This window comes from Pseudoalteromonas sp. Bsw20308, from assembly GCF_000310105.2.
GTDB lineage: Bacteria > Pseudomonadota > Gammaproteobacteria > Enterobacterales > Alteromonadaceae > Pseudoalteromonas > Pseudoalteromonas fuliginea.
On the sequence record NZ_CP013138.1, the window covers coordinates 1,500,048 to 1,515,403 of the forward strand.

The window sequence follows — 15,356 nt, forward strand, 5'->3', positions numbered from 1 at the left end:
ATGAACATCGACAATCTTGTACAAAATATTACTCCCGAATTATTCGAACGCTTACAATACGGTGCTTCTACTGGCAAGTGGCCAGACGGTACCGTTTTATCAGATGAACAAAAGCAACAAACAGTGCAGTTGGTTATGTTGTATCAAGCAAAAGTGGCTCAATCAAACGAGCAATTTACGATTGGTGCTAATGGTGAGATGATCCAAAAGACAAAAGCTCAACTACAAAAAGAATTTAAATCAGACAACGAAATAGCTAGGTTTAGTGAACATGATCTTTAAGCACCTTTTTACACCAAAATGGAAACACCCTAAGCAACAAGTACGTCTTGATGCTATCGAAAAATTAGACATTGAACGTGATGCAACCATATTAAACACGTTAGCACTTGAAGATAGCTCCGCTGAAATACGCCGTAAAGCGCTCCAAAAAGTGAACGACTTACCACTTTGGTGGAAAGCGTATAAACAAGATCAAGCATTAAAAGATATAGCCGAGCTACAAATATCTAATGCTGTTTTAAATAGCGAAAGTACGCTAACAGCAAAAATTAAAAACGAATACATAGAGCGTTTTGCACCCGTTAAAACACTTGAAAAGTTAGCGTTTGCAGAAAAAGAGCTGCAAGTACGCGTTAAATTACTGAAACGTTTAGCAAATCCAAAACTAGTAGAAAAAGCATTTAAAGAAGGTAGCGAAGAGCTACAAACTCAATTAGTTGAACTTGTTATTACTCATCAATTAATTAAATCATTAGTAAAGCATGCAAAGGGTGGTGCAAAAGCAGCACTTGAAACGCATATTGAAAATGAACGTTTAGCAATTGAAATGCCACTTGAAGTTGAAAATGCAACACGTGTTATTTTAGCTAAGTTAAATGCTTTACGTGAAAAAACAGATTTTGGTATTGTTAATCCACAAGCGAGCGATTTAATCGCTCAGTGGCAAGCACTTGAGCTTAAATGGTTAAGTGATGAGCGCGTTAAGCTGCTTGACGAAAAATATACTTCTATCACCACTAAGTTAGATGCACACATTGAACAGCTAAAAGCGGTACATGACAAAGAGCAGCAGCAATTAGCGCAACAACAGCGTCAATTATTAGCACTTGCAACACTTGAAGCTTTGGGTGAAGAAATTGAAAATGCCCTACAGCTTGGTCTTGAAACGCCAGAGCAAATTCAACAAGATTGGCTTGATGCAAAAGTAGCGCAAGCTAAGCAAGCTATTAGCGAAACAGAACTTGCTAATAATGCACAATCAAAACTCGCTGTAAGCAAGTTAGAAAAACTATTTACTCAAGTTGCTAAGTTACCTGAGTTAACAACGGCTATTAAAGAGTACAAACTCGCTTTTGCAGCGCTATGCGAAATTACGCCAGCAGAAGATTTAGCACAATACGATGCAACTTTAACTGAATTTAATAATGGCTTTAAAGCAGCGCGTAATCATTTAAATATTTTAGATGGCGCACTACAAAGTACCTTTAAAACACAGTTAAATGCGCATAAAAAGCAATTTTTAGCACCAATGAATGAGCTAGTTAAGCCACTTGAAAAAAACCAAAGCCAAGCAAAGCGCAAAGCGCGTGATGTTAAACGCCTAATTGAAGAAGGTCGTTTTAATGTTGCTTTTGGTGTGTTTAAAGGCTTTGAAGAGTTATTTAATACACTTACTGAGCAATATCAACAGCCGCTTGTAAACATAAAAGCGGAACTTGAAGCGCAACTTGCAGATGCTAAAGATTGGCAAAAATACGCAGCAGCACCAAAGCGTGAAGCCTTATTAGAAGAAGTAAGTGCATTAGTAAGCGAAGAATGCACCGACCCACAACAACGCGCAGAGCAAGTAAAAGCGCTACGTAAACGTTGGAATGAGTTAGGTCGTTTAGATACAGATGAAGAAAAGCAACAAGGCGTGCAGTTTGATGAACAAATCGAGCTGTTATTTGCGCCTTGCCGTAGTTACTTCGCAGAGCAAGAAGTACAACGAGAAGCATCAAAAGCACAACGTGAAAGTATTATTAACGACATGCATGCGCTCCATTTACAGCCAACTGCTGAGGATGACTTTGATTGGAAGCAATATGAAAGCCAATACAATCGTTTAAATAAAGCGTGGCGCAGTGTGGGTAAAGTTGACCCTAAAACATACCGTACACTAAACGATCGTTATAAAAATGAGCAACAACAAGTACTGGCTTTGTTAAATGCATTTCATAAAACTAATGCCACACTTAAAAACGAACTAGTAGAAAAAGCGCAGCAATTATCACAAAGCGATGATTTAGCCGCTGCATGCCAAGAGTTGAAGCAAATGCAACAACAATGGCAAGCTATCGGTTTTGCAGGTTTAAAAGCTGAAAATGCGTTATGGCAAAAGTTTCGTCAGTTTAACGATGAAACATTTACCAAGCGTAGCAGTGAGTTTGAGCAGCAAAAACTTGAGCAAAACGAGTCAGATAAGCAAGCAGTTGCAGAACTTGCTGAACTTGAAGCAGCATTGAGTGATGTTAATCAAAGAGCGCAGTTGCACGACCTTGAAACAAAAGTGAAAGGGTACACGCAATTTAGATCGTTAGCGCCAAAGGTTACTAAGCTACTAGCCGCTATTGACGATAAACTTGCATTGCTAACAAGTAAATCAGAGCAAGCTAATTTAGATGCATTAATTACTGCACTTGAAAACAATGAAACGTTACCAAGTCAGTATCAAGCACCGCTTAAAACAGCATTAAATACCGAGCAGCTTATTACGCGCATGGAAATACTAGCGAACGTAAGTTCAACCGATAAGTCACTTAGAATGGCAGAACAAGTAGCCATGCTAGATGACAAACATCGTGGTGATCATGCTGATTTAAACTATTATTTAAAACAGTTATTAGCGCTCAGTGACGGTTCAGTTGAACCTGACACACTAACGCGACTTAAAGCGACACTTGCAGCTTAATAAAACCAGCATAATATGTGCTGGTTACTATTTTACTAAGCCGCTTTAATAGCGGCTTTTTTATGTATCACTAATTCATAAACAAAAGGGTTCTCATGAGAATTTTAGTTATTATTGCAGCGTTATTTTTAACTGCCTGTAATACCACGCAAGGCATATCAGTATATTCATTTACTAACTCTGAGGTTGAATCTGTACTGGGTAAGCAATTACCAAAGTTAAGTGAAAAAGTAAGCTTAATGGGTTTACCCGTTCAGTTTGATGTAAACGACTTAAGTGTCAACATTGGACCTGATAACCGCGATGTTGTTGTGCTTGGTGCCGATTCAAGCGCTGAAATTAATGCATTCGCACTTAAATACCCAGTGCGTTTAAAGCTACAAATTGAAGGTAGCCCATTTTACGACAGTGAGAAAAAAGCAGTGTTTTTACGTAATATTAAATTACTTGATTCGAGTGTAGATGCCGGTGGTTTTAAAGGTAATTTAGGTGCGCTTGATAGCCAAGCAATGGATGTTATTAATGCTTTTTTAGCGGTTAACCCAGTTTATACATTAAATATGGATGACCCTAAAATGATGCTACTTAGTAAACTTCCACTTGATATGAAAGTGGTTGAAGGCGCAATTAAGCTAGTACCTCGTCTATAAGTAGATCTACCTACTTACAATATACGTATTAATTAGCCTGACTTTCAGGCTAATTAGGTTTTAATATTATGGCGGCTCCTCGCACTGTTCCCACTTCTCGGCTTTCTCGATTTGCAAAATTAGGCTCACTTGCAACAGGTGTTGCTACCAACATGTTAGTTGATGGTGCTAAGAGTGCGCTAACAGGTAAAGGTTGGGATAATAAAAGCTTACTACTACAACCTAAAAATATTGAAAAATTAGCCACACAGCTATCACATTTACGTGGTGCAGCAATGAAACTGGGGCAATTGCTCTCAATGGATGCCGGTGATCTACTTAGTCCTGAATTAGCTCAGTTACTTGCTTTACTGCGCTCAGACGCGAATCCAATGCCTCATAAGCAGCTTGTTGAAGTGTTAAAAGAGCAATGGGGGGATGAGTGGCTAGCGCGTTTTTCTCATATTGAGTTAAGGCCTTTTGCAGCGGCTTCTATAGGGCAAGTTCATTTAGCTTATAAAGAAAATGGCGATCAGCTTGCTGTTAAAATTCAATACCCTGGTATTGCAAAAAGTGTAGTAAGTGATGTCGATAACGTTATTTCTTTATTAACGATTTCTCGATTATTGCCAAAAGATCTTAATATTAAACCACTTATTAGTGAGGCTAAAGCGCAGCTATTAGCCGAGGCTGATTATAAACGGGAGGCTCAGTACTTAATACGTTATAAAAATGCACTAGCAGAGAACGAACACTTTAAAGTGCCTAACGTATATCCAGAGCACAGCACACAACACGTGCTAACTATGGAATATATAAAAGCAGAGCCCATTGAGAGCATTACAGAGTTACCTGATAGTCAAAAAAGCTTTGTTGCAGAGCAGCTCATTGATTTATTTTTTAAAGAAATGTTTGAATTTAAATTGATTCAAACCGATCCTAACTTTGCCAACTTTCATTATCAACTTGATACCCAAAAAATTGTTTTATTTGATTTTGGTGCAACGCGAGAAATATCAACCGAGCTTAGCTTAGCGTACTTAGCCTTATTTAAAGCGGGTAGCGAAAACAACCGAGAAGGTGTACTTAAAGCGGCATCACACATAGGTTATTTTAAAAATGACTTAGTTGATGAGTATAAAAACAACGTCATTGATTTATTTTTAATGGCGTGCGAGCCACTAAGAGCAGAAGGGGAATTTGATTTTAAAAATAGCGAACTCGCGCTCAATATTAAAAATGCAGGGCTTGCTCTTAGTGGGCAATCTCAGCAATGGCATACACCGCCCGTTGATGCGCTATTTATTCACCGAAAACTTGCAGGACTTTACTTAATAGCCGCAAGGCTAGGTGCAAAAATAGATGTAAAAACGTTATTTAAGCACTATTTATAGCTTTTTAATTTACGCGTAAGTGCGCTTTAAGTAATGAGTGCACTTAGCGTATAAAATTGCCATAATACTCGCGATATTTCGCGAGGTGTATTTATGATAAAACAATTTTTAAACGATCCTAAATTATTGCTAAACGCAGTCGGTGAGGGTATATACGGTTTTGACCTGTCGGGTAATGCGGTGTTTGTTAATCCTGCCGCTGAGCGCATGACAGGTTGGTGCGCTGAGGAACTATTAGGTAAAAAAATACATCAATATCATCACCATACTCATGCTGATGGCACACCTTATCCCGCTGATGAATGCCAAATTTACTGCACCATGTTTGACGGAAAACGTCGTGAAGTTAAAAATGAAGTTTTTTGGCGCAAAGACGGTAGCTCATTTGCAGTTCAATACACCTCAACACCGGTTTATCAAAATGATGAGTTAATTGGTGCTGTAGCGGTATTTCGCGACATATCACTGCAACAGCAAACACAAAATGCACTGCAAGAGGCACTTGAGCAAGTAAAGCATTTAAGTGAGCAGCTAAAAGATGAAAACAACTACTTAATTGCAGAACTTAACGAAGATTGGCAAGACTCAGGGCTAGTTGGACAAAGTCATATATTTCAAACCATGTTAGATCAAATAAAACTGGTGAGTGAAACCGACAGCACAGTGCTTATACTTGGCGAAAATGGCACGGGTAAAGAATTAGTAGCTCGTAATTTGTATAGGCTAAGCAAACGTAGCGAACAAGCCTTTATAAAAGTAAATTGCGCCGCATTTACCCCAAGTTTGCTAGAATCGGAATTGTTTGGCCATGAAAAAGGCGCGTTTACAGGTGCAAATGAACGCCGTAAAGGGCGTTTTGAACTTGCTGATAAAGGCACCTTGTTTTTAGATGAAATAGCAGAGCTGCCACTTGAGGCGCAAAGTAAACTACTGAGAGTTCTGCAAGAACAAGAGTTTGAACGTGTGGGTGGCAGCAATACGCTAAAAGTAAATATTAGAGTGATTGCAGCGACTAATCGCGACCTGTGGGAAATGGTACAAAAAGGCACGTTTAGAATTGATTTGTATTATCGGCTTAATGTATTTCCTATAAAAGTACCCGCCCTTAAAGATCGAAAAGAAGATATTCCTTATTTATGCGCTAATTTAATTGCGCAGCTAAATAAGCGGCTCGGGAAAAACTTAAAAGGGCTAAGTAAAAAAGCAATTACGCAGCTGCAAGCTTACGATTGGCCAGGCAATATTAGAGAGCTGCAAAATGTACTTGAACGCGAAGCTATTTTATCTAATCAAGCGGTACTTCAGCTAAGTCAGCCTTTGCAAGCGGGTGGTGAAGCCGTTATTAATCATTTATTTACGCTCGATGAAGCGCAAAAGCAGCATATAACTTCTGTTCTTGCGTTATCGCACTGGCAAATATCGGGTGATAAAGGAGCGGCAGTTAAATTGGGCTTACCTGAGAGTACACTACGTTCAAAAATGCGAAAGTTAGGGATTGCTAAAAATTCGTGATATATCGCGAATTACGCTTTATATCGCGAGATTGGTTTTTGTTTTTTAAAATAATTTCTTTAATATCAATTAAGTAATTAAAGTTTCAGCTTGGTCTGAAAGTTGCAAATACTTGCTTAATACCCGTCATTATGAAGCAAGTACTATGAAGTTTGATATTAAAGAAGAAGACATGATCATTAAGCCCTATAACACCGAAGGGCCAATTTATATCCGCGAGCAAAAAGGATTTTTTCAGCGCATACGCCGTAATTTAGGTTGGCTGCTAATGCTAACTTTTATTGCAATACCGTGGATCCAATATAACGGTCAACAAGCTGTGCTGCTTGATGTGGCAACGCAAACTTTTACTATTTTTGGTCTAACACTCCTTCCTCAAGATTTTATGATTTTAGCCCTGCTATTTATGGTGGGGGCTTTTGCATTATTTTTTGTAACTAACTGGCTCGGCCGGGTTTGGTGTGGATATACGTGCCCGCAAACAATATGGATGCTCATGTTTTCGTGGGTAGAACAACGCATAGAAGGCACTCGAAATCAGCGTATTAAATTAGATAAATCTCAGTGGACGCTGAGCACTTGGCGCAAAAAAATTACTAAGCACAGTGCGTGGATTGTTATTTCGATTTTAACCGCCACCTCGTTTATGGCGTATTTTATTCCGGCAAAAAGTTTGTATATGGAAATGCTTACGTTTGAATGGTCAGGTATTACGAGCTTTTGGGTGTTTTTATTCGCTTTTTGCACCTACGGTAATGCAGGGTTTTTACGCGAAAAAATGTGCACAATTGCTTGCCCGTATTCTCGTTTTCAGGCTGTTATGTTTGATAAAGATACGTTGCTTGTTACCTATGATAGCAAGCGCGGTGAAAGCCGAGGACCACGTAAACGCAAAGCCGATCCAAAAGAGCTTAACCTAGGTGACTGTGTAGACTGTAACTTATGTGTAGAGGTATGCCCGGCAGGTATAGACATTCGAAATGGCTTACAATATGAATGTATAAACTGTGGCTTATGTATTGATGCTTGCGACGATACCATGGAGAAATTTGGTTATCAAAAAGGCTTAATTAAATACGCGAGTGAAAAACAAATGGAGGGTAAAAAAACCAATCCATTTAGATTAAAACTAATAGGATACGGCGCATTAACGGCTTTGTTAATAATTTCTATGTTTGCATGGATGCTACAACGCACACCAATAGAAGCCTCAGTACTACGAGATAGGAATGCGCTTTATAGAGTGAACTACGAGGGCCTGGTAGAAAACCCTTATACACTTACTATTATTAATAAAACGCAGCAAGCACTGCATTACACCATTGCCATAGAGGGCTTGCCAGAAGCAACACTCTCAAGTCCAAGTTCTACACTTATACAGCCAGGTGTGATGAAAAGAGTCCCCGTTACTGTAACTGCAGATGGTTACGATATTGAGCGTAAAGTTAGCAAGTTACAATTTGTAGTAACAGCGCAAGATGACGCCAGTATAACCATAACTAAAGATAGCCAGTTTTATAAAAACTAAGATTGATAAAATTTCATAAACAACATGCCCAAGTAGATATTCCTCTTGGGCATTTTATCTGTAGTTTTTATTATGTGTTTGCATTTATATATTTTAGTGCGCTTGTTATAACGGCCACTTGAGCTAATATACATTCTTCATCTGTGGCTGTTGGGCTATCTGGGTACACTTCGGTAGTTGTTACATAGGGCGCGTCAGTAAAGCCCATACACAAACCTAACTCACGTGCCGCATAGTTAATAACACCAAATTGCTCTTGAGGGACGCCTATTAGCTGGTTGTTTTCATCGCTCGGGGCAATGTGCGTGACCTTTGCCACATCTTCAATAATTACTTTTTGAAATTCAGGCTCAGGCTTATTGGTATCGGCCACTAAATAAAACCCATCAGGTATGTTCCAATTAGTGTTTGTAGTGCCTTCACGGGCAGCAAGTGCGGGCCTAAATTCACTGTTATCGCTGTCGGTTGTTTCGTGTAAATCAATATGAGCAACTAAGTCTATATCGAGTGATTTTACAAACGCCATAATGGCTGCTGATTCTTGAGCTGGGCTGCCTTCGTAAAATGAGCGGTTAGGATCAATAGCATCAGGGTTCCAGCGGTTTATAGTCTCATATCCCCAAGGGCTAATGCAGGGCGCAACAATAATATTAAACTGCTTTGAGTGTTGCATAGCCGATGTTTTAGCAAACCTAAGTGCGCCATGTACGCCACTGGTTTCGTAGCCATGCACACCTCCGGTGATTAAAACTGTTGGTTTATTAGCATTAAAGTTAGGCGTTTTTAATATATATAATGGGTAAGTGCCAGCGGCGTAATTAAGCTGACCGTATTGCTCTATATCTAAGGTGCTTTTAAGGTCATTAATTAGCGTTACGACTTCGTTTTGGTAACTGCGTTTAATATTTTGGCGTGCTAACCACAAGGCTTTATCGTTGTTATTCCATTTTTTGCCAGGTGTGCCAATAGGGTATGTGCTGTTAGTCATAATAAACCTTTATATCAATTGTTATTAGCCCATATAAAAAAGTAGGCAATTACAATTGTTAGAATTACTTAATAAAGGCGTAGCTTAACGCTGAGTAAATTAGCGTGCAAATTAAAACGTTAAAGTCATATTATTTATTGTGCGCTGTTGTTTAGCTTGAATATAACTTTGACTAGCAAACTCCCCTGAAATAGCGCTAGAGCGAACCCGCTCAACCAAAATAGTTAAATTGCATGCCTTACTTTTATCTATTTGCGTATCATTAAATATTATCAAATTATTTAGATTAAATGAATAACTCGACGATGTAACAGATGAAGACGTAGATTGTATTAATGTAGAGCTGTTATTTGTGGTGCAATGACTGCTTAACTCAATTGTGCTGGCGCTATTGGTATCTATACCATCAAGTTGTACTGTTATTGTGTTTGTTATGCTAAAGTTTTGCTCACTACTTGGTGTTAAAATAATAAAGTTATGAGGAAGTTCAACAGTTGAGCGTGTGCTTATTTCATCATCACGGTTAAACAATATATCAAACGGCTCGTTATCATCAGTTATGTTGATGTAGGCTTGGTAATCTACATCTAAAAAATCTGTATCTTTACTAAGTTCAACAGCTGTGCCTCGCACGATTACTTGTAATGTGTCGCTATCGCTTAATACGATGTTAGACCCATTCATATCACCTGCATTTAGCTCTGCATTAATACGAGTACGACTTCCGTCAGACACAAGCTCAAAACCCGCCCAAATACCTTTCGTTTTAATTAGATCTGATGCTGTTTCTGATGTGCAAGCACACAGCATTAATATGATGCCCACGAGGGAAAAGCTTTTTTTAAACATGTTAGCTCCTTTATTTGTGAGCGTATTGTTACACAAGAAAGTACTTTTAGATGTTTAAAATTGTTAACAACTGTAAAATAAATTTTAAATAAAAGATCTTGGTAGGCAGTGTTGTTTTATTTTTAGTAAAATAACGGCCAGTATTGTGAGTAAATTTATTATAAAAGAGTATGTTACAATTAGTTTATAGTCTGCTTTTGTATTGAGTATTATGGTGCAGTATGTTGCCACACCAAGTTGGTTAGGTCGTTTTTTTACCCGTATTAAGTGGGTAAGTATTGAGCAAGACGTGCTTGTTGTCCACTTTAGAGATATGACTAAACAGCAATTTTTATTAAGTGATTTCAGTAACTTTTCTGTGCTGCAAAATAGCTTGTTTAGCGCAAAAATTTATTTATGTGATCCTAATAACACATGCGTTAGTTTTTTAAAAAAAGCCGAAGCAGATGTGCTTAATAAAGCGTTAAATAAATATTTTTTAAATACGTTAGAACAAAAAGTGAACAATGCGAAAACACTTTTAAAGCGTTATGCCCTTGATGAATTTTTACGCGACAGTTCCATTGAAATCTTAAATAAAGCTGTTTTTTCTTTAAGTAAAAATTACGCACATAATCAAACCGTGTGGCAACAGCATTTATCGCCTATTAGCGTAAAATTTTTAAGTATTTTAAGTAGTACACCAAAAACAGCAGACGCTGTAGCGCAATTACGCCATAAATATGAACAAAAGCAGCTTACCCTAAGAGATAACTTTTATAATAATGTTGAGTCTAACCCGCTCACTACAGAGCAGCGTTTAGCGGTTATACGCGATAACGATAAAAATCTAGTACTTGCAGCAGCCGGCACAGGAAAAACCTCAGTTATGGTTGCCAAATCGCTTGATTTAATCGCACGTGGAATAGCACTGCCAGAGCAGGTATTGGTACTTGCTTACAATAAAACGGCTGCACAGGAATTAAAAGAGCGCTTTATTAAACGTGCAGCACACGCCAATTTAAGTATTAAACCACCTGCCATTTTAACGTTTCATGCACTAGGATTAAAGCTATTACAAGACGCGAAAAAATCAACGAAGCTTTCTACATTTGCAACCGATGAAATACAGCAAAAAACATGGTTAACCGCATGGCTTTATAAGCAAATGCAGACCGACTCTACATTTTTGAAAAACGTTGTTGATTTACTTCACGAACCAGTCGATATTTTTAGTTTTAAAAGCAGTGCTGAGTATGAGCGCTACCTCAGAGATAACGAATATAGAAGCCTTGCAGGGCTTAAAGTTAAAAGTTATCAAGAGCTACTTATTTCAAACTGGTTATATTTACAATCAGTTGAGCATGAGTACGAGCCTCACTACAAAAATAAGCTAGAGATTTCAGCAGAAGACATAACCCTAAACGCACAATATAATCCCAATTTTCACTTATCAAAATACAATATTTATCTAGAGCACTTTGACATTGATAGAGAGGGTAATACACGCGGCGATATAAATAAAAAACGCTATAACGAGCAAATAGCTTTTAAGCGAAAACTGCATAAAAATAATAACACTATTTTACTTGAGACTTTTCACTACAATTGGTTCGAAGGCAAGTTAGAGCAGCGCTTAAGTAAACTTTTAAAGCAACATAGTGTGGCGCTTGTACCTTTAAATGACGATGAAGTATTTAGCACGTTAAATAACTCAGGGCTGTTACAACAAGGGGTTGAAAAATACTTAAAGTGCTTGCAAGCCATAAGAGCTGAGCAGCTCACTAATACGCAAATAAAACAACGTATAAAACAAAGTGGACTCAAAAACCATCAACGTTATGCCGCAATGCTTATAGCTATACATAATGCTTATATGCAAGAGCTACATACGCAAAACGCCATTGATTTTGACGATATGATTATTCATGCAACAAAGGCTGTAAAAAAAGGTGAATTTAGTGTGCCTTGGAGCCATATTTTAGTTGATGAGTTTCAAGATATATCAGGTGCGCGTATGGCCTTTTTAAACACACTTATTAACAAGGGCAAAAGTGTACGTTTTACTGCCGTAGGTGATGATTGGCAGGCAATTTATCGTTTTTCGGGTGGTAATTTAGCGTTTACAACGCGTTTTAATGAGCTGGTGGGTGGCCACTCACTTACTATGTTGCAAAAAACATTTAGATATAACAACAGTATTAGCGATGTAGCAGGGCGTTTTGTAATGCAAAACCCTGAGCAATATAAAAAGCTGATCAGCACACATACGCAAGTAACCACACCACACGTTATTTTATTAGACGATTTATACCAAGGTACTAAATCGATAGAAATAAAAGTACAGCAGAGCATAAGCACGATTCAAAAAAACGATGCATCAGCGAGTATTGCCATACTTAGTCGATATCGATACATGTTAAATAGCGTACAGCAGCATTTAAAAGATAAAAAGCATACAAACTCTCTTTATTTTTGGACATTACATAGTGCTAAAGGGCTTGAAGCCGATTACTGTATTATTATTGGTTTTGAACAAGGTAAATTAGGCTTTCCTAGCGATAATCAAAATAGCGTGCTGGTGGAGTCGTTATTACCAGAGCAAGATGAATTCACTCACTCAGAGGAAAGGCGTTTGCTTTATGTAGGCATTACACGTGCTAAACATAAAGCGTACTTAATTGCAGACCCTTATGCATGCTCAGCGTTTGTAAAAGAACTAGTAAATGACGATTATCCTATTCAGATCGCTTCAACGTTGTTTAACAAGTCGCAACTAAAGCAAAGAGAGTGTAATACATGCAGCGACGGATTAATTGTGCCAAAAACGGGTCAGTATGGTAATTATTATAGCTGTACTAACACGCAAATTTGCGAAACTAAACTACGAGTGTGTAAAAGTTGTAGTAGCCCATCGGTTGATAAAAGCACGTATTCACAATGTGTAAATATAGAATGTAAAACACAGCATCCAATTTGTGAAAAATGTGGGCGTGAAATGCGGAAACGCAAATCTAAGCATGGTGAATTTTTAGGATGCAGTGGCTTTGAGCTCAAAGAAGACAGCTGTAAAAACACTCGAAAGCTAACTGTTACATGAATAGCCTATTTAAATTAACCTTAAAGTAGTACTTAAATTGTAATTAGTCGTATTTTATTGCTTTTATTTAGTATCAATGTTTAATTGATGCTACCTGAGTTTCATTATTGATTACCATGCACTTTTTCAGTCGATTTTTTTTGCTTGAAGACCATCATTTACCAACAGGGCAAATACCTAATTGGCGTGTGAGTGCTTTACGTATTATTTTTGCAACCGGTATTTTATTATGCCTAGCTATATCGCTTCATAAATCTAAACAAGCTGCTGAATTTAATATTTTATACTTTGTAGGACTAAGCGTTAGTTTCTTTTTTATAACGACCTTATTATTAGCAGCAAGCAAAAGGTATTATATATTTTGTGCGCATGCACTGCTGCTCTCTATAGTTGCAGCAAGTCTGTGTATTAACTTATTCGTGACCGATTTAGAGCTGGCAAAAATTGGCTCGATATATATGTTTTCGTGCCCTTTAATCGCACTAATGTTAATAGGGTGCAGAACGGCCATTTTTTATGCTGTGTTAAATATAATTCCTTTTTATATTATAGTTAACGACATAAATCTATCTTCTTTATCTGGTGTCTCAACTAAACTTTCTGATGAAAAGCTGTATATTACAAGCCTTATATTTTTATCTTTAAATGTTTGTATTCCACTTGCTTTTGCTCGCACTATTGTTGCGGCAAAACGCTTAAATAAAAGTATGAAGAGCGCTAATACTTACCTCAAAGATAAAAACGATCTTTACAGGGCTCTTTTTACTGAATCAAACAAAGCGAAGATTATTGTAGATGAAAATTTTGTGATTACAGATTTTAATCAACATGCTATTGATATGTTTGATATTAAAAAACATTTAAAAGAACATGGCGTTAAACTATTCAATTTATTACCTTCGCTTGATGTTGATGTTGATGAGCTTGATGCTCAAGATCAAATTGTTAAACACAAAAACAGTTTTTTTCGGACTAACTACCAGCACGTAATGAGTGCTAATTATCGTGTTTATGATTTTTATGATTGTACTCAAGAACAGTTAATCAAACAAAACTTAACTATAATGGAGCAAGAAAACAAGCGCTTACGCTTTAGAGATCCACAAACAAAGCTACCAAATAGAGGATGGTTTGAAACACAGTGCAACAGATTAACCATTAAATATCACAAAGGCTTTTATATTGTTGTTACACAAACGGCTAATAGTGAGTATTTAAATTTAAAGTTTACTAAAATTGATTCACAAGCTTTGCTAATTAGTGCATTTAAGCGTTTAAAAAAGATGCCAGAAGGCCCTTTGTTGTGTGCGCATGTAGGAGTGGGGAAACTGGCTTTTATTGTTGGAACACATTCGGCAAACGAACTAAAAGATAAACTTTTGGTAAATATAAAAAACACGTTAGACGAAACATATAATGTACTTGGAAATAAGTGTCAGCAAACTTTTTTATTTGGTTTTGCGCGCTACCCAAATCATGGGAAAAGTAGTTCTGAAGTGTTAACAAATGCCTGCGAAGCACTTAAATTAGCAAACAGTAATTCTCCTATTTGCAGCTATAGTGAAGAACAATCACAAGCGTTTATAGAAAAATACGAAATATCAATGTTGCTCGATGAAGCGCTTCAACAAGGTGATTTATCGGTGTACTACCAACCAAAAGTGAATGCTAAAGGAGAGTGCATAGGGCTCGAAGCACTCACGAGGTGGCATAGTTCAATACTTGGCAACGTATCACCAGTTGTATTTATACCTATTGCAGAAGAGTACAGAATGATCAGTAGGTTAACTGATTTGATTATTCAAAAAGTGTGTGCTCAAATTGCTCAGTGGTCTACAGTAGATATGCCAAGTGTGCCTATAGCAATAAATATATCTTTAATTGATTTCAGCCAGCCTGACTTTATTTCAAAACTAGTAAAATCTTTAGCTGATTTTAACGTAAAGCCGCAGCAAATAGAGTTAGAGCTTACTGAGACCTCACTTGAAGCAAATCAAGGCCATTCATTAAAGCTAATGCAAACATTGCAATCGTGGGGTTTTATAATATCAGTTGACGATTTTGGGGTCGGATACTCAAATATTGCTCGTCTTGCCCATTATCCTATAAATAAGCTCAAACTCGACCGTTCTCTTATCAGTCAAATTACTCATTCTTCACGTCAAAAGAGTTTAGTAAAAGCGATACTCGTTATGTGCGAAGAATTAGATATAAAATGTGTTGCCGAAGGTGTTGAAACGCAAGAGCAAGTTGCTATTATGGCGGAAATGGGTTGTAAAGAGTTCCAAGGTTTTTATTTTGCACAACCTATTACGGTTAAAAATTATGAGGCTCATATAAATAAACACGGAACAAAATTTATAGCTGCTAAAAATAATGAAAAACAAGTCTTTTAATTCCGGTAGTAATTGGCGACTACTTTAC

The 15,356-nt window shown here is 37.4% G+C and carries 10 protein-coding genes; 8 read left to right on the plus strand and 2 right to left on the minus strand.

The features are described from left to right. The 6 genes from D172_RS06480 to ccoG all read left to right on the plus strand — a co-directional run bounded on the left by D172_RS06480 (position 1) and on the right by ccoG (position 8,016). Positions 1-282: a YeaC family protein gene (locus D172_RS06480; protein WP_007378333.1), complete on the plus strand. Its 282-nt coding sequence runs from the start codon at positions 1-3 to the stop codon at positions 280-282. Next, positions 272-2,953, plus strand: a complete 2,682-nt coding sequence (locus D172_RS06485; RefSeq protein WP_007378334.1) for a DUF349 domain-containing protein — start codon at positions 272-274, stop codon at positions 2,951-2,953. Before D172_RS06480 ends, D172_RS06485 begins: the two co-directional genes overlap by 11 nt. A gap of 95 nt (positions 2,954-3,048) precedes the next feature. Further along, a complete protein-coding gene (locus tag D172_RS06490) occupies positions 3,049-3,603 on the plus strand; it encodes a DUF1439 domain-containing protein (RefSeq protein ID WP_002960677.1) in 555 nt (184 codons plus the stop codon). Between the two features lie 68 nt (positions 3,604-3,671). Continuing rightward, positions 3,672-4,976, plus strand: coding sequence for an ABC1 kinase family protein (locus tag D172_RS06495; RefSeq protein ID WP_007378335.1), 1,305 nt, complete (start codon positions 3,672-3,674; stop codon positions 4,974-4,976). Between the two features lie 93 nt (positions 4,977-5,069). Continuing rightward, the gene (locus D172_RS06500) at positions 5,070-6,488 is read left to right on the plus strand and encodes a sigma-54 interaction domain-containing protein (RefSeq protein WP_007378336.1); all 1,419 of its coding nucleotides are present in this window, start codon (positions 5,070-5,072) and stop codon (positions 6,486-6,488) included. Between the two features lie 145 nt (positions 6,489-6,633). Continuing rightward, positions 6,634-8,016, plus strand: coding sequence for a cytochrome c oxidase accessory protein CcoG (ccoG, locus tag D172_RS06505; protein WP_007378337.1), 1,383 nt, complete (start codon positions 6,634-6,636; stop codon positions 8,014-8,016). Positions 8,017-8,086: 70 nt separating this feature from the next. Here the strand turns inward: ccoG and D172_RS06510 are convergent, their stop codons facing one another. Both D172_RS06510 and D172_RS06515 read right to left on the minus strand, forming a co-directional pair. Further along, the gene (locus D172_RS06510; RefSeq protein WP_007378338.1) at positions 8,087-9,004 is read right to left on the minus strand and encodes a M14 family metallopeptidase; all 918 of its coding nucleotides are present in this window, start codon (positions 9,002-9,004) and stop codon (positions 8,087-8,089) included. A gap of 111 nt (positions 9,005-9,115) precedes the next feature. Next, complete coding sequence (locus D172_RS06515; protein WP_007378339.1) at positions 9,116-9,853, minus strand: hypothetical protein; 738 nt, start codon at positions 9,851-9,853, stop codon at positions 9,116-9,118. 211 nt (positions 9,854-10,064) lie between these two features. Here D172_RS06515 and D172_RS06520 point away from each other — a divergent pair, with 211 nt between their 5' ends. Together D172_RS06520 and D172_RS21625 are read left to right on the plus strand one after the other, a co-directional pair. Continuing rightward, entirely contained in the window at positions 10,065-12,932 is a 2,868-nt protein-coding gene (locus D172_RS06520; RefSeq protein WP_007378340.1) for a UvrD-helicase domain-containing protein, read from the plus strand. A 116-nt stretch (positions 12,933-13,048) separates the two neighbouring features. Continuing rightward, a complete protein-coding gene (locus tag D172_RS21625; RefSeq protein WP_007378341.1) occupies positions 13,049-15,328 on the plus strand; it encodes a putative bifunctional diguanylate cyclase/phosphodiesterase in 2,280 nt (759 codons plus the stop codon). The last annotated feature ends 28 nt before the right edge of the window (positions 15,329-15,356 follow it).